Source organism: Streptomyces rhizoryzae, from assembly GCF_023155275.1.
GTDB classification, from domain to species: Bacteria; Actinomycetota; Actinomycetes; order Streptomycetales; family Streptomycetaceae; genus Streptomyces; species Streptomyces rhizoryzae.
Genome location: NZ_JALMUV010000005.1, coordinates 1 through 20022 on the forward strand (window position 1 = coordinate 1; position 20022 = coordinate 20022).

Consider the following 20022-nt stretch of genomic DNA (forward strand, 5'->3'; position numbering starts at 1 on the left):
GACCTGCTGGGCTCGGCCCGGGCCCGCCGCGAACGGTAGGGGGGGCCGTGGCTGCCCGCGCCGCTGCGGGACGGCGCGCCGGGCCGGGTGCGGCGGGGCGGTCCGCGGTGCGGTGGGCGGCGGGTCGCCCGGCCCGGTGCCGCAGCCGGTGGCCAGCGCGGCCAGGGCCGCGAGGGCGGGGAGCAGGGCGGCCGCTGCGTACCGGGAGAACGCGCTCATATCCGACAGATATCAGGCGGTGCGGTGGCGGAAATCGACCGTGTGCGGCGGTGTCCGCCGCTGTCCCCCGGACGGCCGCGCCCGGCCCGCCGCGCCCCGGGCGGCGCGCGGCGGGCCGGGCGGTTGGCACGCCTCGCCACCAACTCCCGTCGGATGGCGATGCGTTGGGGCGCCGCGGGCGGCCGCCCCGCCGGCCGGTCCGCACAGGACACCGGCGTGGGGCCCGCGTGCTGCACCGGGCAGCGGCGGCCGGGGCGGCCCCACCTGGGCGGCGCCACCGGAGCCGCCCCCGCCGGTCGCGGGCTGCCCGGTCGGCGCCGGTATCCGGCCGGGATGCCCGGCGCCCGCCAGGAGCGGGTGGCGGGCACCGCTCACCTCCCGCACCGCGACCGCCCGGAGGGGGCCGACGGCCTGCTCGCCCGGAGGGGCCGCGCCGGCTCGGGCGACCCGCGCCCGCCCGGCCCGGTCAGGCGACCTCGATGCCGAAGTCGCCCACCAGGGCGGCCAGTCCGCCCGGATAGCCCTGGCCGCCCAGCACGAAGTCCCAGTCGTCGCCGGCGCGGCGGCGGAACGAGCCGAGCACCAGGGCCCGTTCGCCGGGCCGCCCGTCGGAGACCGGCAGCCGGTCCAGCTCCGCGCCGGCGGCGTCCAGCAGCCGGACCCGGGCGTCGGTGAAGCCCCCGAGGTCGCCGTCCGGGTCGGTCTCGGTGTCCACCGCGGCGACCAGCACCAGCCGGTCGGCGGCCGGCGGCAGCTCCCCGAAGCCGACCCGCAGCGCGGCGCGGTCCTCGGTGACCCCGGGCAGCATCCGCACCGAACCGTCCGGCGTGGCGGGGTTGTTGAAGAACACGAAGTGGTCGTCGCCCAGGACGGTGCCGCCCTTGCAGACCAGGGCGCAGATGTCGAGGGCGGCCGGTCCCGTCCAGTTCAGGGCGAGGACGTTGTGGTCGCCGGGGTCCCCGGCGGGCGGGCCGGGGGTGTCGTCCCCGGGGCCGAGGCGGCCGCGCAGCCCGTGGCGGCCGAGCAGGTCGACGAGTTCCGGCCCGGCGATCAGGGTGAGCGGCTTGCCCTGGGCGAAGCTGTGCGCGCCCGGCCCGAACTGCGAGGTGGTCACCAGCACGCCCTTGTTGGCGCCCTCGGACTGGACGGTGCCGTACAGGTCGCGGACGGCGGACGGCGGGACGGTGTTGCGGTAGCGCTTGACCTGCACGACGATCTTGCCGCCGCGGACCGGATCCGGGTCCAGGGCATCCACGTCGATCCCGCCGTCGCCGGAGCGCTGGGTGGTGACGGCCTGCATCCCCATGGCGCGGAACAGCTCGGCGATCAGCTGCTCGAAGGCCAGCGGGTCCATCGCGTACAGGTCCGGTTCGCCGTCGGTGCCGTGGGAGACCACCGCGCTGCCGCCGGCGATGTCGTCCGGGCGCCGGCCGGGGCGTACCGGGGTGCGCTGGTCGGGCCGGGCGGAGAGCTGCCCGCGCAGGCCCTCGGTCAGGCACTCGGGGGCGCTGACCCGGTCCAGGTGGTAGGAGCCGACGGCGTCCCGGGTGGCCAGCACGGTGGCCAGGAAGATCTTGGCGGGGCGGCCGGTGACCGGGTCGACGTCGTCGACGAAGCCGTTGAGGGCCACCGAGTCCAGCGCGCCGTGCGGGTCCGCCGCGAACAGGTCGCGCAGCACCAGCAGGACGCTCTGCGCGAGCACCTCGCGGTACAGGGCCCGGCGCTGGGCGGCCGGGCGGGCGGTCTCGCGCTCCTCGTCGGGGGTGGGGAGGTAGCGGACGGCCTTGACGGCCGGGACGACGTCGTAGCCGGGCAGTTCCCAGTCCAGGACGAGCTGGCGGGCGGCGGTGTCGTAGCCGGCGCTGAGCTGGCGGGGGAAGCCCTCGGGCCAGGACGTGCCGGAGTACAGGGCGGCGGAGAAGTATTCGACGACCGCGTCCGGGTCGCCGGCGCGCAGGCCCGCGAGCAGTTCCTCGACGCCCGCGTTGTGCCGGCGTATCTCGGCCAGCGCGGCGGCCGCCCACTGGTCGTACTGCTGCTGGTACGCGGCGAGCCGGGACTGCCGGTCGGCCTCGGCGGCCTGGGCCGCGTACCAGTCCTGTTCGAAGCGGGCCCGGGCCTCCTGCTGGGCGCGGTCGCGGCGGGCGCCGAACTGCATGCCGCCGGTGGGCACCTGATAGCGCGCCGGGTCGGGCATCGCCACCGGGGCGGCCAGCGCGCCGGGGGCGAACGGCTCGACGCGTTCGGGGCGCCGCAGGGCCTCGGCGGTGAAGGCGGGCGCCCGGCAGCCGGCGGCGAGCAGGCCGGTGAGGGCCTCGACGCGGGCGTCGAGCTCCTCGGTGCGGCGGCGGGCGTCGGCCTCCCGCTGCCGGCGGTAGGCGCTCTGCCGTTCGCGGTGCATCCGCGCCATGGCGCGTTCGGCGGCGCGGGCCTGCCGCTCCTGTTCCCGCTGCTGCTGCGCCCGGGCGCGGTGTTCGGCCTCCGCCCGGCGCTGCTGCTGGCGCTGCGCCTCGGCCCAGATGCCGAGTAATCCCTGGGAACGGCGGCTCATCTCGCGGTTCGTCCTCCCCCCGGGGCGTCCCCCGGAACCCGGTGGCAGCCGCGCTGTCTGTGCCGGTCTGCCCTGGTCTGCTGTGGTGGGCCGACTGTATCGGGGGGGCGTGGCGGCGGTGTGCGGGGGGACGGCGGACGGAGGGGCCAATTCCGCATTGCCTTCGCACGGGTGTGCCCGTACGGTGGGCGGCGTGACTACCGGGTCGGCCATGGGCCACGCACGAGTGAGGCGCCCGGTCACTCCGTGACCGCGCGGCGGGTACGCGACCCGCCTCCTCCCCTCTTCCGTTCCACCGCTTCCTTTTCCGCGCCTCCCACCGCGCCGACGGCACTGCCGCGCGCGGCCGCTGCGCGCACCCCCCTTCCGCACCGCGGACGCTGCCGTGCCGCGCGCCCTGCCGCGCCGCCACCGCCGTCGCGTGGCGCTTCACCCTGCCCCGGCGGCCCTGCCCCGGGCTCCTCATCCCCGGAGACGAATCCCTTCATGCCCCTTGACTTCAACCAGCAGGTCATCGACGAGTTCCGGGCCAACCGCGGCCGGGTCGGCGGCCCCTTCGAGGGCGGCCGGCTGGTCCTGCTGACCACCACCGGCGCCCGCACCGGCGCCCGGCACACCACCCCGGTCGGCTACCTCCCCGACGGCGCGCGGATCCTCGTCATCGCCTCGGCCGGCGGCTCCCCGCGCCACCCGGACTGGTTCCGCAACCTCGTCGCCCACCCGCGGGTCACCGTCGAGACCGGGGTGTTCACCTACGAGGCGGAGGCCACCGTCCTGTCCGGTGCCGAGCGCGACGAGGTCTTCGCCCGCGCCGTCGAGGCCGATCCGGGCTGGGCCGCCTACCAGGCGAAGACCCGGCGGACCATCCCGGTGGTGGCGCTGGCCCCGGCCGAGGCCGGTCCGCCGCGGTTCGCCGGGGCGACGCCGGGCGAGTCGGTCGGCCTCGTGCACGACGCGTTCCGGCGCGAACTGGCCCTGATCCGCAAGGAACTGGCCGCCACCGGCTCCGTCCTGGGCGCCCAGCTGCGGATCAACTGCCTGACGCTGTGCCAGGGCCTGGACAACCACCACACCGGCGAGGACCGCATGATGTTCCCCGCGCTCCGCCGCCACCGGCCGGACCTGGCACCGGTCCTGGACCGGCTCGACGAGGAGCACCGGAGCATCGCCGCGCTCCTGGAGGCGCTGCGGCAGGTGCTGGCCGCCCCGGCCGCGGAGCCCGGTGCGGTACGCGCCGAGGTCGAGCGGCTGGCCGGCGAGCTGGAGGCTCATCTCGACTACGAGGAGCAGGAGTTGATCCCGGCGCTGGACGCGGCGGCGGGCTGAGCGCGGGCACGGCCGCGGCCGCCGGGTCATATCCGGCGGCCGTGGCCGTCCCAGTACGGGTCCCGCAGGCGGCGTTTGAAGAGCTTGCCGGACTCGTCCCGCGGCAGCCGCTCCTCGAAGACCACCGTGCGGGGCACCTTGTAGGCGGCCAGCCGCCCGGCGACGTGGGCACGGACCGCCGCGGCGGTGAGCCGTACCCGGGGATCGGTCTCCAGGTGGGCGGCGAGGGCCTCGCCGTACTCCTCGTCGGGGACGCCGAACACCGCGGCGTCCCGGACCCCGTCCAGGGCGAGCAGGCAGCCCTCGATCTCGGCCGGGTAGATGTTGACGCCGCCGGAGATGACCAGGTCGGCGCGGCGGTCGCTGAGGTAGAGGTAGCCGTCCGCGTCGAGGTGGCCGAGGTCGCCGAGGGTGACGTATCCGGGCAGGCCGGGGGCTTCCATGGCGGCGCGGTCGGCGGGGTGGCCGAGGTAGCTGAAGCGGGGCCAGGTGTCGGCGGGGCGGACGTAGACCTCGCCGGTGGCGCCGGGCGGCAGCGGCTGCCCGCCGGGGCCGAGGACGGCGACCGCGCAGCTGCCCCGGGCGCGTCCGACGGTGCCGGGCCGGGCCAGCCACTCCGCGCTGTCGCACCAGGTCACCGCGCCGGTCTCGCTGCCGCCGTAGTACTCCCGCAGGACCGGTCCCAGCCAGTCGATCATGGCGTGTTTGATGTGCGGCGGGCAGGGCGCGGCGGCGTGCACCACGGAGGTCAGCGAGGACAGGTCGTAGCGCTCGCGCACCTCCTTGGGCAGCCGCAGCAGCCGGACGAACATGGTGGGGACCATCTGCGTCTGCTCGATGCGGCGCCGCTCGACCAGCCGGAGGAACTCCTCGGGGTCGAACCGCGGCATCAGCGTGATGTCCAGTCCGGCGGCCAGCGCCAGCGCCGCGTGCTGGCTGGGCGCCGCGTGGTACAGCGGCGCGGGGATCAGCGTCCGGCCGCCGGGCGCGACCGCGAAGTACTCCAGGAAGCCCGCCACCGCCTCGGCGAGCCGCTCCGGGCCGACCGGTTCGCGCAGCACCCCCTTGGGGCGCCCGGTCGTACCGGAGCTGTAGATGACGGTGGGCGGGCGCTCCGCGACGGGGCGGGCCAGCGGCGGGTGCTCCGCAAGCCAGGCGTCGAGGAGGGGGTACCGGCCGCTGGGGGGTGGGGCGGCGGTGCCGCAGGCGGCGGCCACCCCGGGCGGCACCGGCACCTCGACGACCGGTACGCCGGCGGGGAGGACGGCGGTCACCGCGGGCAGCAGGTCGGTATGGGCGAAGACCACCGCGCTGCCGCTGTCGGTGAGCACATGGCGCAGGTCGTCCTGGCGGAAGTGCCAGTTGACGGGGACGGCGCAGGCGCCGAGCGAGGCGGCCGCGGCGGTGATCTCCAGGTGCGCGGGCTCGTTGCGCAGCACCACGGCGACCCGGTCGCCGGGGCCGACTCCCCGGCCGGCCAGGCCCGTTGCGATCCGGGCGGCGCGGTCCAGGAGTGCGGCGACGCCGCGCTCGTGACCGGCGCAGCGGACGGCGGGGGCAGCGGTGGCGGGCGGTGCGGCGGGTTCCATGGTGCCTCCAGAGGGGAGCGGCCAGGACCGGCGCACACCGGTCCGGCTCATTGAACAGCCGACCGCCGGGCACCCACCAGAGCGCCCCGCGCCATCCCCGCCGCGCCCCGGTGCTCCGATCGCCCCGCACCGGGCGCCGCCGCCGGTGGGCGCTCCTATCCTCGGGGCCATGAACGACAACGCGATCCTGCGCGCCCACGGCGAGGCGCTGCGGCTCTTCGGCTCCCGGGTCCACGCGGTGGCCGAGGACCAGTGGGAGGCGCCCACCCCGTGCACCGCGTGGTCGGTGTTCGACCTGGTCAACCACCTGACGGCGGAGCAGCTGTGGGTGCCGCGCCTGGTGCGGGACGGCGCCACGATCGCCGAGTTGGACGGGGACTTCGACGGCGACCAGCTGGGCGAGGACCCGGTGGGGGCCTGGGACCGGGCGGCCGCGGCGGCGCACGCCGCGTTCGCCGCGCCGGGCGCGCTGCGCCGCTCCGTCCACCTCTCGTACGGCACCACCCCGGCCGACGCGTACTGCACGCAGATGACCGCGGACGCGGTGGTGCACACCTGGGACCTGTCGCGGGCGATCGGCGCCGACGAGCGCCTGCCCGCGGAGCTGGTGTCGGCCGCGCTGCGGGAGGTCGAGCCGTACGCCGGGGCGCTGGCCGGCACCGGGCTGTTCGCCGCGCCGGTGAAGCCGCCGAAGGGCGCCGACGAGCTGACGCGGCTGCTGTGCCTGCTGGGCCGCCGGCCCTGAGCCGGCCGGGCGGCGGAGGGACGGGCGCCGGCCCCGGCCCCGCTGCGGGGGCCGGGGCCGGCGCGAGGGCCCGGGTCAGTCGATACCGCGGACGATGTGGGATTCGCCCGGATCCTCGTCGCAGCCCGCCAGGCGCACCGGAGCGCAGCGGTCCCAGGCTTCGAGGTTGCGGACTTCCTTGATTCGCCCGGGGCGCTCGCCCTGCTTCAGACGGGGCTGCTTGTGTTGAGCCTTGTGCACTGCCACCACGCACTCCTTCATCGAGGTATTGGTTCCGACGCGGTGGCGCCTTGTTCACAAACCGGGAGGTCGGCCAGGGTTTGTGGCGTTCCCGCGACGGGCCAATGGTGTTGGCGTCTCCCAGGAGGGTCGTCCGTCACCTTCCAGAATATCGGCGCGCCCGGTGAACCGCTCGACGTTTTCGGGCGGGAACGGCAGGTCGCCGGGGGGCCGGAAAGCCGCCCGGCGCTCCGGCCCGCCCCCGGGCGCGGCGCTACGCTCCGTCATTCACTCCACCGGCCGTCGGCCCGCTCGTCCGCGCCGCGTCCGCGGCACCCCGGTTGCCGCCGCCGGGCCGTTCCGTAGCCTGGGAAGGTAGCGCGTATGCGCGAGCGGCGCCCGTCCGCGTGCCGTGCCGGTGCGCCGGTGGCCGCGGTGCTACCCATGGGCGGGTGGAATGGTTCGCGGATCCTGGTTCTTGGCTCGGGCGGCTGGTCTTCCAGCGGATGCTCGCGGTGCTCTATCTGGTCGCGTTCGTGGCGGCGGCCCGGCAGTTCCGGGCGCTGCTGGGCGTCCGGGGGCTGCTGCCGGTGCCCGGCTTCACCGCGCGGGTGCCGTTCCGGCTCTCCCCTTCCGTGTTCCACCTGCACTACTCGGACCGCTTCTTCGCGGGGTGGGCGTGGTGCGGGGCGGCGCTGGCGGCGACGGTCGCGGCGGGAGCGGCGGACGCGGTGCCGCTGGGCGCGGCGATGCTGATGTGGGCCGTGCTGTGGGCGATGTATATGTCCATCGTCAACGTGGGGCAGACCTGGTACGGCTTCGGCTGGGAGACGCTGCTGCTGGAAGCCGGGGTGCTGGCGGTCTTCCTGGGGAACGCCGACACCGCTCCCCCGGTGCTGACCATGTGGCTGCTGCGCTGGCTGCTGTTCCGGGTGGAGTTCGGCGCCGGGCTGATCAAGCTGCGCGGGGACCGCTGCTGGCGCGATCTGACGTGCCTGTACTACCACCACGAGACCCAGCCGATGCCGGGCCCGCTCAGCTGGTTCTTCCACCACCTGCCCAAACCGCTGCACCGGGTCGAGACGGCCGCCAACCACGTCGCCCAACTCGTGCTGCCGGTCCTGCTGTTCACCCCGCAGCCGGTGGCCGGGTGGGCGGCGCTGGGCATGGCCGTCACCCAGCTGTGGCTGGTGCTGTCCGGCAACTTCGCCTGGCTGAACTGGATCACCATCGCGCTGGCCCTGTCGGCGGCGGCCCCGCTGTGGGGCGGTCCGCCGGCCGCGCCGGGCGCCGCGCCGGTGTGGTTCGAGGCGCTGGTGACCGCCGCCGCGGCCGGCGTCCTGGTGCTCAGCTACCGCCCGGCCCGCAATCTGCTGACCCGGGGGCAGCTGATGAACACCTCCTACGATCCGCTGCGGCTGGTCAACTCCTACGGGGCGTTCGGCAGCATCACCCGGGTCCGCCGGGAGATCGTCATCGAGGGCACGGCGGACGCGGTGTCCGGCCCGGGGACGACCTGGCACGCGTACGAGTTCCACGGCAAGCCGGGCGAAACGGGCCGGCTGCCGCGCCAGTTCGCGCCGTACCACCTGCGGCTGGACTGGCTGATGTGGTTCGCGGCGCTGTCGCCGGCCTACGCCCGGCCGTGGTTCGTACCGCTGGTGGCGCGGCTGCTGGAGAACGACCGGGACGCGCTGCGGCTGCTGCGCCGCAATCCCTTCCCGGACGTGCCGCCGGCCCGGGTGCGGGCGCGGGTGTTCCGCTACCGCTTCACGACCTGGCGGGAACTGCGGGAGACCGGTGAGTGGTGGCACCGGACCGCGGAGCGGGAGTTCCTGCCGCCGGTGTCGCGGTCAGCTCTGTCCGGAAGGCGATGACCATCTCGCGGGCGTGGCGCAGCCCGATGCGGGTGAAGTCGGCTTCCAGCACGTCGAGTTCGGCGAGGGTGGCGGCGCGGTCGCGGCCCAGCCGGGCGCGGGACTTGGCCAGTCCGAGCCGGGCGAGCGCCTCACCGCGCGGCTCCCGCATCTCGCGGAACTCCCGCAGGGCCAGCGCGTAGGTGTCGCGGGCGGCGGCGTAGCGGCCGGCGCGGTAGAGGACGTTGCCGCGCATCTTGTGGTTGTAGGCGAGCGCACCGGCCAGGTCCATGGTGCGGCAGAGGGTCTCGGCCTCGGAGAGCAGGTCCAGCGCCCGGTCCGCTTCGCCGCGGACCGAGAGCACGTCGGCCACCCCGCGCAGCGACCAGGCCCGGCCGCGGAAGTCGTCGGCCTCGGCGGCGATCCGCGCGGACTCCTCGAACAGCTCCAGGGCCTTGCCGTGGTCGCCGGTGTTGCGGTGCATCTGGGCTATGCCGGACATCGCCCAGACCATGTGGCGGGCCTCGCCGTGGGTGCGGGCCTGGGCCAGGAGCTCCTCGTGCAGGGCGGCGACGGCGGCGTAGTCGCCCTGGATGCGGCCGGTCTCGGCGAGCCCGGCCAGGGAGTAGCCGTGGGCCAGGCGGTCGCCGCCGGTCTCGGCCAGCGCCACCGCGTGGCCGAGCAGCCGGCGGGCCAGGGACAGGGCGCCGCACTGGCGGGCCAGGGTGCCGCCGCTCCACAGCGCCCAGGCCATGGCGGCCGCGTCGCCGGCGGTGCGGGCGCTGCGGTAGGCGGCCCGCCAGGCGGTCCCGGCCGCCTCGACCCGGCCCAGCCGCCGGTTGGCCTCGGCGACGGCGAGCTGGGCCCTGGACCGGGCGAGCGGGGTCGCCGCGTCGGCCAGGGCGCGGTGCGCGGTGGCCAGGACCTCTTCGTAGGAGGAGTTCACGCTCAGTGCCGAACCCAGTTCGCCCTGGTACTCCGGGGCGAATGCCTTGCCGTACATCGTGGGGGGCCTCTCGATCATTCGTTAGCGGTGATCACGAACGTACGGAAGGCAGGGGGTGCCGCGAATCCGTCCGGGTATGGGTTGTGGCGTACGACTGGAGTGCTACGTGCGGGGCCGGTGGTCATCACCGTGACGTAGGGGGATCTCGGGGTAGCGTGAGCTGACGGGGCGTCAATATCTTTGCTCGGGCAGGGCATTACGGCACCGGAGGTGCGGTGTGGGTGAGGCGGGTGCGGGGATCGGGCGGCGGCGGTTCGTGGCGGGGGCCGGGGCGGTGGCGGCGGGGGCCGCCGGGGTGGCGGCCGCGCCGGCCGGGGCGCGCCGGGCACGGCCGCTGTTCCTGGGGACGTACACCTCCCGGCCGGGCGGCGGCAGCGGCATCGGGCTGGCCGGCTACGACCCGGTGACCGGCGCGCTGACCGCCGCCGGCGTGGTGGCGGGCGTGGCCGACCCGTCGTATCTGGCGCCGGCCCCGGACCGCCGCACGCTGTACGCGGTCGACGAGCGGGCGGACGGCGCGGTGACGGCGGTGGCGCTGCCGCGCGGCGGCGCCCCGGTGGTGCTGGGCAGCCGGTCCACGGGCGGGGCCGGGCCGTGCCACCTGTCGGTCCACCCGGGCGGGCGGTGGCTGCTGAGCGCCAACTACCTCTCCGGGAGCGTGGCGGTGCACCCGATCGATCCGGCGAGCGGGGCGCTGGGCCCGCGCACGGACCTGGTGACGCACTCCTTTCCGCCGCCCGGCCCCGGTCAGAGCGGGCCGCACGCGCACCAGGTCGTCACCGCCCCGGACGGCCGCCACGTGCTGGCCGTCGACCTGGGCAACGACACCGTCTACACCTACCGGCTCGACCCGCGGGCCGGGACGCTGGCGCCGGTGTCGTACGCGGCGCTGCGGCCCGGCGCCGGTCCGCGGCACCTGGCGTTCCACCCCTCGGGGCGGTACGCCTACCTGGCCAACGAGGTCGACAACACGGCGGTGGTCTGCCGCTACGACCCGGGCAGCGGGCGGCTCGCGCCCGGGGCGCCGCAGTCCACCGGGACCGGCCCGGGGGTGAGCTACCCGGCGCAGTTCCTGGTGACGCGGAACGGGCGGTTCGCCTTCCTGGCCAATCGCGGCCCCAACAGCCTCACCCGGTACGCCGTGGCGGACGGCGGGGCGCGGCTGCGGCTGCTGGGCACCGTCCCGGTGGGCGGGGACTTCCCGCGGCAGCTGGCCTTCTCGCCGGACCAGCGGTGGCTGTTCGCGGCGAACCAGAAGTCCGGGACGGTGACGGTGTTCGCGGTGGACGCCCGGACCGGGGCGCTGACGCGGACCGGGGAGCCGTTCCCGGCGCCGATGGCGGTGTGCGTGCTGCCGTACTGACCCGCGCCCCGGCCGGGCGGGGCGGGCCGGGCGGCTGAAACACTGCGGCAACGGCGCCGCAGGATTGGCGCGTTAGCGTCGCGCCCCATGAGGACGGAAACCACAGCATCGGCATCCGGCGCCGCCACCGGCGCCGACCCGGCCGGCAGCGGCCTGCGGCAGGGCCTGCGGCGCCGCCATGTGCGGCTGATCGCGCTGGGCGGGGTGATCGGTGCGGGACTGTTCGTCGGCAGCGGCGTGGTGATCCGGTCCACCGGGCCGGCCGCGGTGCTGTCGTTCCTGGCGGCCGGCGGACTGACCGTCCTGATCATGCGGATGCTCGCCGAGATGACGGTGGCCCGCCCGGCGCTGGGGTCGTTCTACGCGCACGTCCGGGAGACCCTCGGGCACCGGGCCGGCTTCGCGGTGGGCTGGCTGTACTGGTACTTCTTCGTGATCGTGGTGGCCGTGGAAGCGGTGGCGGGCGGCCGGATCGTCCGGCTGTGGCTGCCCGGTGTGCCGCTGTGGGCGGTGAGCCTGGTGCTGATGGCGCTGCTGACCGCGACGAACCTGGTGTCGGCGCGCTCCTACGGCGAGTTCGAGTACTGGTTCTCCTCGGTCAAGGTCGTGGCGATCGTGGTGTTCCTGTTCCTCGGCGGGCTCTTCGTGCTGGGGCTGTGGCCGGACGCGCCCGGGGGCCTGGGGCTGCTCACCGCGCACGGCGGCTTCGCGCCGGCGGGCATCGGCGCCGTGCTGGCCGCCGTCGTACCGTGCGTCGGCTTCTTCACCGGCGCGGAGATCGTCACCATCGCCGCCGCGGAGTCGGTGGAGCCGGAGCGGGCGGTGGCGGACGCGATCCGCTCGATCGTGCTGCGCGTGGTGGCGTTCTACGTGCTCTCGGTCCTGGTGGTGGTGGCGGTGGTGCCCTGGACGGCGCGGGCGATCGAGGTCAGCCCGTACGCGGCGGTGCTGGACCGGCTGGCGGTACCGGCGGCCGGGACGGTGATGAACGCCGTGGTGCTGATCGCCGTGCTGTCCTGCCTGAATTCCGCGCTCTACACCTCGTCCCGGATGCTCTTCGCACTGACCCGCAACGGCGACGCGCCGCGCGGCTTGACCAAGGTCGGTGCGAGCGGGGTGCCGCGCCGGGCCCTGCTGGCCGGCACCTCGGTCGGGTATCTGTCGGTGATCGCGGCGTGGATCTCGCCCGATGTCGTCTTCGCCTTCCTCATCGACTCCTACGGCGCGATCGCCCTGTTCGTCTATCTGGCGATCGCGGTGGCGCAGCTGCGGATGCGGCGCCGGCTGGAGCGTTCCGCGCCGGAGCGGCTGACCCTGCGGATGTGGGGCTTCCCCTGGCTGAGCCGGCTGACCATCGCGCTGATGGCGCTGGTGATCGGGGCGATGGCGGTGCTGCCGGACAGCCGGGCGCAGTTCTGGCTGAGCCTGCTCACGCTGGGTGTGGTGCTGGCCGCCTACGAGGTGCGGAAGCGGGTCGGGCGGGACTGAGGCAGCCCGGCGCTCCAGGCCGTCCGCGGCGCCGCGGACGGCCTGGCCCCCCTCGCGCACCGGGTCCCGCATTCCCCGGGAAGGAAAGGCCTGGGATTTCCGTCGGGGACCTGTGCACCGGTCCCCGGAATTCCCTCGGAACAGCCCGGGAATGAGCGGCAATCAGCGGCCCCGGCCGCTCACGTCGCGGCGGCCGGGGCAACCCCCGTCAATCCGCAGCGGATCCCGGAACGGTCAGCCGGGTGCCCGGGTAGATGAGATTCGGATCGGCGCCGATAACCTGGCGGTTCTGCCGGTAGATTTCCCGCCAGGGCTTTTCGTGGACGGCGGCGATTCCGCTCAGCGTATCGCCCGCATTGACCACCACGGTGCCGTCGGACGCCCGGTGCCGCTCCTTTTCGTAGGGCGCGTTCCGGGGCTTTTCGTGCCGGGTGCGGGGGTGTGCGGGGGCGGCCTTTCGGGGGGCCGGCAGGGTGTGCGCGCCGCCGCCGCGGGGAGTGCCGCGCAGCCCCAGGGAGGCCGCGCAGGCCGGCCAGGCGCCCCAGCCCTGGCGCGCCAGGACCCGTTCGGCGACCTGGATCTGCTGCGCCCGGCTGGCCCGGGCGGCCCGCGGCGCATAGGCCCGGCCGCCGAAGGAATGCCAGGTCGAGTGGCCGAACTGGAGACCGCCGGAGAAGCCGTTGCCGGTGTCGGTACGCCAGTTGCCGCCGCTTTCGCACTGGGCCAGGCGGTCCCAGGTGGAGCCGCTGACCGCCTCGGCCGGTTCCTCGGCGGCCACGCCGAGCGCGCCGGCCGCGAGCAGGACGGCGGCCGCGGTGACGCCCCGGGCGCCCCGGCCGCGGACCGCTTCGGCGCGGGCGGCCCGGTCGGCCGGCGGGAATTCCCCGGCCCGGCACCTCCGCGCTTCCCCGGATTCCTGGGCCACCGGTACGGCTTGCGTTTCCATGTGCGTACTCCCGTCGCGTGTGCTGTTCCTGTTCGGATGCCGCTCGGTCCGGATTTCCGGCGGGCCGGGGCCGGCGAGCGCGCGAAGTTGTCAGCGTTTTCGGCGAGTTCTGGGATTCTGGATCGTCGGGTGCTTTCTCCGGGCCGTCGAATTCGACGAGCAAGAGACAATCATGGGCCGCTCGGCACGGGCAGAGCGCGCGGTAGCGCCTTCGGTGGGCGCTCTGCCCCCTCGCCGCCGGAAGGGGGACGGAATCTTCCGCATGGGGCACGGACCCGGCGGGTAGGGGCGCACCCCTCGCGCCCCGGGGGCCGGCCCGCCCCACCACCGGACGCGCGTTCGACTTCGGGGGGTTACGCCCTGTGCCTCCGCCGGCCTCGGTGCACACGCGCGGCGGGGGGCCGCACGGACCGCGCACGGCCGGCGGGGCGGTGCGACCGCCGGCCGGGCACCGGAGGGCGGCAGGCCGTTCCCCGGCCGGCGGCCGGTCGCGCGGCGCGCGGCCGCCGGGCGCACCGGCCCCGGCCGGCCCGGCCCGTTCCGCGCGCCCCCGCCCGGACCCCGGCCCCCCGCCTCCCCGCGCGTCGCCGCGCCGCCCGTGCGCCCCTCCGCCGCCCCGACCCGCCGCCCGCGGGGGCCGGGGAGCGCCGCGCCCCGGGGGGTGGCACCCGCGCGCCAGGGGCGGGCGGGCCCGTCCGCGCTACCGGTCGCCGGGGGCCAGGAACGCGCGCAGCAGCTCCCGGAGTTCGGCCTCGAAGGCGGCGTAGCGGGCGCGCAGGGCGGCGCCGGGCCAGTCGGCGGGCAGCAGCGGGGCCGGCAGCAGCGGGTCGGTGAGGAGGTGGCGGAGGACGGCCGCGGCGGCGGTGAAGCGGTCGGCGGGGGTGGCCGCGCGGTCCAGGGCGGCGAGCAGGTCGCGGGCGCGGGCGGCCCAGCCGGGCAGATCCCACAGGCTCCGGGCCAGGGCGGCCGGGTCGCCGTCGGGCACGGCGGTGAACCACGCGCACGGCGCGGCGGCCGCCGCCGGGCGGGGCCGGTCGAGGTTGGCCGGGCGCAGCCAGCTGCCCTCGCGGAGTTCGGCCAGCCGCAGCGCGGCCATCGCCTGGCGGAAGGCGGTGCGTTCGGCGGGCGGGCGGCGGTCGGCGGTGACCACCGCGACCTCCCAGTCACCGGTCCACGGCCGGGTGCGCGGGGCGCGGCTCTCGTCCTGCCGGGCCTGGCGCGCCAGCAGCCGGGCGGTGAGCGCGTAGCCGTCCGGGTCCTGCCGCAGGTCGCCGGCCGCGACCATCCGGGACAGCGCGACCCGGACGGTGCCCTCGGCGATGCCGAACAGCTCCCCGACCCGCACCAGGGCGCGCGCCGGGAGCCGGGGCGGGTGGTGGCCGAGCAGGGTGCTCAGCACCACGGAGCGGGCGGTCAGCGGCCGGAGGGCGGGCGGGGCGGCGTCGTTCATAGGTGCCGGAAGTCTAGGTCGTGGGCGCGGGCCGCCCTCCCCGGGGGACGGCGCCGCCCCCGCGCCTTACAGTCTTCCCTCGCCCGCAGGAAATCTGTAACGTCGCGGTATGACCGTCACCCACGAAGTCACCAATCAGGCCCCGCCGCTGACCGGTTTCAGCACCGCGGACGAGCCGGCACTCCTGGAGGCGCTGCGCCGGGACGGCGGCGCCTGGGGCGAGCCGGAGGTGGCCGCGCTCGGCGCGCTGGCCGGTTCGGCGGAGGTCCAGGACCAGGCCCGGTGGGCGGAGCAGCAGCCGCCGCGGCTGCACACCCACGACCGGTTCGGGCACCGGGTGGACGAGGTGGAGTTCCACCCGGCGTGGCACCGGCTGATGGCCACCGCGGTGGAGCACGGCCTGCACGCCGCACCGTGGGCCGAGACCCGGCCGGGGGCGCACCTGGTGCGCGCCGCCAAGTTCTACGTCTGGTCGCAGGCCGAGCCCGGCCACGGCTGCCCGGTCTCGATGACCTACGCCGCGGTGCCGGCCCTGCGCGCCGCGCCCCGACTCGCCGCCGCGTACGAGCCGCTGCTCACCGCCCGGCACTACGACGCCGGGCTGCGGCCGCCGCTGACCAAGCGCGGGCTGATCGCCGGGATGTCGATGACGGAGAAGCAGGGCGGCTCCGACGTCCGGACGAACACCACCGCGGCGGTGCCGGCCGGGGACGGCAGCTACCGCCTCACCGGCCACAAGTGGTTCACCTCGGCCCCGATGAGCGACGTCTTCCTGGCCCTGGCGCAGACCGCGGAGGGGCTGAGCTGCTTCCTGGTGCCGCGCGTGCTGCCGGACGGCACCCGCAACGGGATGCACCTGATGCGGCTGAAGGACAAGCTCGGCAACCGCTCCAACGCCTCCTCCGAGATCGAGTACGCCGGCGCCGTCGCCTGGCCGGTCGGCGAGCCGGGCCGCGGGGTGCGGACCATCGTCGAGATGGTCAACATGACCCGGCTGGACTGCGTCCTGGGCTCGGCGGCCGGGATGCGGGCGGGGCTGCGGCAGGCGCTGCACCACACCGCGCACCGGCGGGCGTTCGGCCGGGAGCTGGACCGGCAGCCGCTGATGCGCGCGGTCCTGGCCGACCTGGCCGTGGAGTCCGAGGCGGCGACGGTGCTGGGCCTGCGGCTGGCGGCTGCGGTGGACCGGTCGCAGGCCGGCGACGCCGGGCAGGCGGCGCTGCGCCGGCTGGCGCTGGCCGCCGGGAAGTACTGGGTGTGCAAGCGCGGCAGCGGCCACGCGGCGGAGGCGCTGGAGTGCCTGGGCGGCAACGGCTACGTGGAGGACTCCGGGATGCCGCGGCTCTACCGGGAGGCGCCGCTGCTGTCCATCTGGGAGGGCTCGGGCAACGTCGCCGCGCTCGACGTGCTGCGCGCGCTGTCCCGCGAACCGGACGCGCTGGACGCCTACTTCGCGGAGGTCGAGGCCGCGGCCGGCGCCGACCGGCGGCTGGACGCGGCGGCGGCCGGGCTGCGGAAGCTGATCGGCGGGCTCGGCGACACCGACCGGGCGCAGCTGATGGCCCGTTCGCTGGCGGAGCGGCTGGCCCTGGTGCTCCAGGGCGCGCTGCTGGTGCGGCACAGCACCCCGGCGGTGGCCGACGCGTTCTGCGCCTCCCGGCTGGACGGCGAGTGGGGGCACGCGTTCGGCACCCTGCCGCCCGGCGCCGACCTCACCGGGGTCCTCGCCCGCGCCCGGACCGGCGCGGACGCCGCCTGATGGGCGCGGGGCCCGGCGCGCCGGTCCGCGTCGAGAAGGCCGGTCCGGTGACGACGGTGGTGCTGTCCAGGCCCGCGGTGCGCAACGCGGTGGACGGCCCGACGGCCCGTCAGCTCGCTGATGCCTTCCGGGAGTTCGACGCGGACCCGGAGGCGCGGGTGGCGGTGCTGTGGGGCGCGGGCGGCACGTTCTGCGCCGGGGCCGACCTGAAGGCGGCCGGCACCGCGCGCGGCAACCGCGTCGCGCCGGACGGCGACGGGCCGATGGGGCCGACCCGGATGCGGCTGGGCAAACCGGTGATCGCGGCGATCGCCGGGCACGCGGTGGCCGGCGGCCTGGAGCTGGCGCTCTGGTGCGATCTGCGGGTCGCGGAGGAGGACGCGGTGCTGGGGGTCTTCTGCCGGCGGTGGGGCGTCCCGCTGATCGACGGCGGCACGGTGCGGCTGCCCCGGCTGATCGGCGCGGGCCGGGCCCGGGACCTGGTGCTCACCGGCCGCCCGGTGCCCGCCGCGGAGGCGCTGGACATCGGGCTGGTCAGCCGCGTGGTGCCCACCGGCACCGCACGGGCCGCCGCCGAGCGCCTGGCCGCGGAGCTGGCCCGCCTCCCCCAGGCGTGCCTGCGCAGCGACCGGGACGCGCTGCTGGACCAGGAGGGCCGCGACGAGGCGGCCGCGCTGGCCGCCGAACTCCGGTACGGGCAGGCCGTGCTGGCCGAGGGGCTGACGGGCGCGGCACGGTTCGCGGGCGGCGCCGGCCGGCACGGGGCACCCGACGACGGCCGCTGACCGCCCGGTGGCGGCCGCTCGCCCTGCGTCCACCCCGGCTTCCTCGTTCCGTCACCACCTGCCCGGCGCACGTGAGGGAAAGCCGGGCAGGTGCGAAGACGAACTGGGCCCGCCGGCGCCGGAGCTGACCGAACGGCAGTGGCCGCGGACCGGCCCCGGGGCGCCGGCCGGCGGTCCGCCGCCCACCACCGGGCGGGCGCCCGGCGCGGTGGGCCGCCGGGCGGGCGCCCGGCGCGGTGGGCCGCCGGGCGCTGCCGGGCGGGGCGTGGCCCGGCGGGCCACCCGGGTGCACCGGACGCCCAGCACCCGGCCGGTGGCACCGGCGGCCCGGACCGCGGCGCACGCCTGAGGCGGCCCGGACCCGGCCCGCGCGGCGGGCCCCGGCCGGAGGGACGGCGCGCCGCCGCTGCGGGCGGCGGCCGCCGGGAATGCGGGCCGCCCGGGCCCCGCCTAAGGTGTTCGCATGGCCCAGCGGCCCCCCGACCCCTCCGCGGGGCGCTACGCCCCCCGCGCCGACCGGGACGCGCCCCGGGTCGAGGAGTCGGTGCCGGGGGTGTCCCACCGCGAGCCGGTCGGCCTGCGCGAGCGGCTCTCGCTCAACCGCATGGGCACCTTCGACTGGGACCTGGACCGCGGCGCGATGGAGCTGGACCCCGGCGCGATGGAGGTCTTCGACCTGCGCCCCGGCGAGTACGACGGGGCGCCGATGTCGCTGATCTCCCGGGTGCCACCGGAGGAGGGCATGCGCCTGGACGCCGCGCTCTCCCAGGCCCTCCAGGACGGCAGCTCCTCCTACGGGGCGTACTTCCGCGTCCAGTGCCGGGACGGGACCCGCCGGTGGACGCACTCCCAGGGCCGGATCCTGCACGACGCGCGGGGCGTGGCGTACCGGGTCATCGGCATCGTCCGGGAGGCGACCAGCGAACTCGCCGACTCCGCGCTGCTGCGCTCGCTCCAGCAGGAGCGGCAGCGGCAGACGGTCATGGTGCAGCAGACCACCGCCGCGCTGGCCCGGGCGCTGTCGGTGCGGGACGTGACGCGGGTGCTGACCGGGGCCGGCGGCGCCCGGCGGTTCGGCGCGGATGCGCTGGTGCTGGGGCTGGTGGAGAACGACCGCTTCGAGGTGATCGCGACCGCCGGGCTGGACGGCGACGTGCCCGAGGACATGATGCGCTCGCGGCTGGACGACACCCTGCCGCTGTCCGAGGCGGTGCGCCACCGGCGGCCGAGCTTCCTGAGCACCCGCGGCGAGCTGGTCGCCCGCTACCCGCAGCTGCGGCCCTACGTCGACGTGCTGCCGACCGGCAGCGCCGCGTTCCTGCCGCTGATCGCCCAGGACACCGTGCTGGGGGCGCTGGGGCTGTTCAACCACGAGCCGGCCGTGCAGTCGACGGAGGCGCGGAACCTGGCGCTGGCGCTGGCCGGTGTGGTGGCGCAGTCCCTCCAGCGGGCGACCCTCTTCGACCAGGAGCGGGAGTTCGCCACCGGCCTCCAGGCGGCGATGCTGCCGCGCCGGCTGCCGCCCATCGCGGGCGGCGAGGTCACCGTCCGCTACCACCCGGCGAGCGTCGGCCGGGACGTCGGCGGCGACTGGTACGACGTGATCGCGCTGCCGCAGGGCCGCGTCGGGCTGGTGGTCGGCGACGTCCAGGGGCACGACACGCACGCCGCGGCGGTGATGGGCCAGCTGCGGATCGCGCTGCGGGCCTATGCCAGCGAGGGGCACGCCCCGGAGACGGTGCTGGTGCGGGCCTCCCGCTTCCTGGCGGAGCTGGAGACCGAGCGGTTCGCGACCTGCACCTACGTCCAGGCCGACCTGGAGTCCGGGGCGCTGCACCTGGCCCGGGCCGGTCATCTGGGGCCGCTGATCTGCAACAGCTCCCGGCACATCGACTGGCCGGAGACCAGCGGCGGACTGCCGCTGGGCCTGGCCACCGGCTTCGGCCACGACCACTTCCCGGAGACCCAGCTGTTCCTGGAGCCGGGCTCGACGCTGCTGCTGTGCACCGACGGGCTGGTCGAGCAGCCCGGCCGGGACATCTCGGCGGGCATGGCCGCGCTGTCCGCCACGGTCCGGGCCGGCCCGGCCGAGCTGGACGCGCTGGCCGACCGGCTCTCCGACCACCTGTGGGCCCGGCCGGGCTCGGACGACGACATGGCGCTGCTGCTGCTCCACCGCAGCGCGGTCCCCGGGGAGGCCGCCACCCCGCGGATGCGGCTGCACGTGCACCAGGCCGACCCGGCGGGCACCGCGGAGGTCCGCTCGGCGCTGCGCCGCACCCTGGACCAGTGGCGGGCCGGCGCGGTCACCCACGACGTGGAGGTCGCCGCCTCCGAGCTGATCGCCAACGCGCTCACCCACACCGAGAGCGGCGCGCTGGTCTCGGTGGAGCTGCTGCCCGGGGCGCCGCCCCGGATCCGGCTGGAGGTCGAGGACCGCTCCAGCCAGTGGCCGCGCCGCCGCCGGCCCGGCGAGACCGCGACCTCGGGCCGCGGGCTGCTGCTGGTGGAGGCGCTGGCGGACCGCTGGGGCGCGGAGCCGCGGGGCTCGGGCAAGGCGCTGTGGTGCGAGTTCACGGTGCCGTCCGGCCCGGGCGGAACCGGAACCTGAACTCCCGCCTGTCCGCCGGGAGATGGCGGCCGGCCGCCCGGCGTGCGCACCGCGCGCGAAACGGTCCGGACCCCGGGACAGCCGTGCCAGGATGGCGGCGAGCGCGCGC

General features: G+C 76.6%; 14 protein-coding genes and 1 pseudogene. 8 read left to right on the forward strand and 7 right to left on the reverse strand.

What is annotated here, in order from left to right:
• Both MUU72_RS06025 and MUU72_RS06030 read right to left on the reverse strand, forming a co-directional pair.
• A pseudogene (locus MUU72_RS06025) lies at nt 1–219 on the reverse strand (hypothetical protein); the annotation flags it as partial.
• Between the two features lie 466 nt (nt 220–685).
• On the reverse strand, nt 686–2770 hold the full coding sequence (locus MUU72_RS06030; protein WP_248012080.1) for a restriction endonuclease: 2085 nt from the start codon (nt 2768–2770) through the stop codon (nt 686–688).
• 486 nt (nt 2771–3256) lie between these two features.
• Here MUU72_RS06030 and MUU72_RS06035 point away from each other — a divergent pair, with 486 nt between their 5' ends.
• Complete coding sequence (locus tag MUU72_RS06035) at nt 3257–4096, forward strand: nitroreductase/quinone reductase family protein (RefSeq protein WP_248012081.1); 840 nt, start codon at nt 3257–3259, stop codon at nt 4094–4096.
• A gap of 26 nt (nt 4097–4122) precedes the next feature.
• Here the strand turns inward: MUU72_RS06035 and MUU72_RS06040 are convergent, their stop codons facing one another.
• On the reverse strand, nt 4123–5685 hold the full coding sequence (locus tag MUU72_RS06040; RefSeq protein WP_248012082.1) for an AMP-binding protein: 1563 nt from the start codon (nt 5683–5685) through the stop codon (nt 4123–4125).
• Between the two features lie 169 nt (nt 5686–5854).
• Between MUU72_RS06040 and MUU72_RS06045 the strand changes: the two genes are divergently transcribed.
• Nucleotides 5855–6430: a TIGR03086 family metal-binding protein gene (locus tag MUU72_RS06045; protein WP_248012083.1), complete on the forward strand. Its 576-nt coding sequence runs from the start codon at nt 5855–5857 to the stop codon at nt 6428–6430.
• A 75-nt stretch (nt 6431–6505) separates the two neighbouring features.
• Here the strand turns inward: MUU72_RS06045 and MUU72_RS06050 are convergent, their stop codons facing one another.
• Nucleotides 6506–6676, reverse strand: a complete 171-nt coding sequence (locus MUU72_RS06050) for a hypothetical protein (RefSeq protein WP_248012084.1) — start codon at nt 6674–6676, stop codon at nt 6506–6508.
• Between the two features lie 425 nt (nt 6677–7101).
• Between MUU72_RS06050 and MUU72_RS06055 the strand changes: the two genes are divergently transcribed.
• Nucleotides 7102–8526: a lipase maturation factor family protein gene (locus MUU72_RS06055; RefSeq protein WP_248012085.1), complete on the forward strand. Its 1425-nt coding sequence runs from the start codon at nt 7102–7104 to the stop codon at nt 8524–8526.
• On the opposite strand, the gene MUU72_RS06060 is transcribed toward MUU72_RS06055, so the two are convergent.
• Complete coding sequence (locus MUU72_RS06060; protein ID WP_248012276.1) at nt 8420–9508, reverse strand: tetratricopeptide repeat protein; 1089 nt, start codon at nt 9506–9508, stop codon at nt 8420–8422. The genes MUU72_RS06055 and MUU72_RS06060 overlap by 107 nt on opposite strands.
• Before the next feature lie 220 nt (nt 9509–9728).
• On the opposite strand from MUU72_RS06060, the gene MUU72_RS06065 reads away from it, so the two are divergent.
• Both MUU72_RS06065 and MUU72_RS06070 read left to right on the forward strand, forming a co-directional pair.
• Entirely contained in the window at nt 9729–10874 is a 1146-nt protein-coding gene (locus tag MUU72_RS06065; RefSeq protein WP_372503006.1) for a lactonase family protein, read from the forward strand.
• 87 nt (nt 10875–10961) lie between these two features.
• Nucleotides 10962–12362: an amino acid permease gene (locus MUU72_RS06070; RefSeq protein ID WP_248012086.1), complete on the forward strand. Its 1401-nt coding sequence runs from the start codon at nt 10962–10964 to the stop codon at nt 12360–12362.
• Nucleotides 12363–12570: 208 nt separating this feature from the next.
• Here the strand turns inward: MUU72_RS06070 and MUU72_RS35215 are convergent, their stop codons facing one another.
• Nucleotides 12571–13308, reverse strand: coding sequence for a LysM peptidoglycan-binding domain-containing protein (locus MUU72_RS35215; protein ID WP_282503733.1), 738 nt, complete (start codon nt 13306–13308; stop codon nt 12571–12573).
• Between the two features lie 700 nt (nt 13309–14008).
• Nucleotides 14009–14758, reverse strand: coding sequence for a PaaX family transcriptional regulator C-terminal domain-containing protein (locus MUU72_RS06085; protein WP_248012087.1), 750 nt, complete (start codon nt 14756–14758; stop codon nt 14009–14011).
• A 109-nt stretch (nt 14759–14867) separates the two neighbouring features.
• Here MUU72_RS06085 and MUU72_RS06090 point away from each other — a divergent pair, with 109 nt between their 5' ends.
• The 3 genes from MUU72_RS06090 (at nt 14868) to MUU72_RS06100 (ending at nt 19913) form a co-directional block, all read left to right on the forward strand.
• Nucleotides 14868–16517, forward strand: a complete 1650-nt coding sequence (locus MUU72_RS06090) for an acyl-CoA dehydrogenase family protein (RefSeq protein WP_248012088.1) — start codon at nt 14868–14870, stop codon at nt 16515–16517.
• Nucleotides 16517–17302: a crotonase/enoyl-CoA hydratase family protein gene (locus MUU72_RS06095; protein WP_248012089.1), complete on the forward strand. Its 786-nt coding sequence runs from the start codon at nt 16517–16519 to the stop codon at nt 17300–17302. The genes MUU72_RS06090 and MUU72_RS06095 overlap by 1 nt, the downstream gene beginning before the upstream one ends.
• Before the next feature lie 463 nt (nt 17303–17765).
• Complete coding sequence (locus MUU72_RS06100; protein ID WP_248012090.1) at nt 17766–19913, forward strand: SpoIIE family protein phosphatase; 2148 nt, start codon at nt 17766–17768, stop codon at nt 19911–19913.
• The last annotated feature ends 109 nt before the right edge of the window (nt 19914–20022 follow it).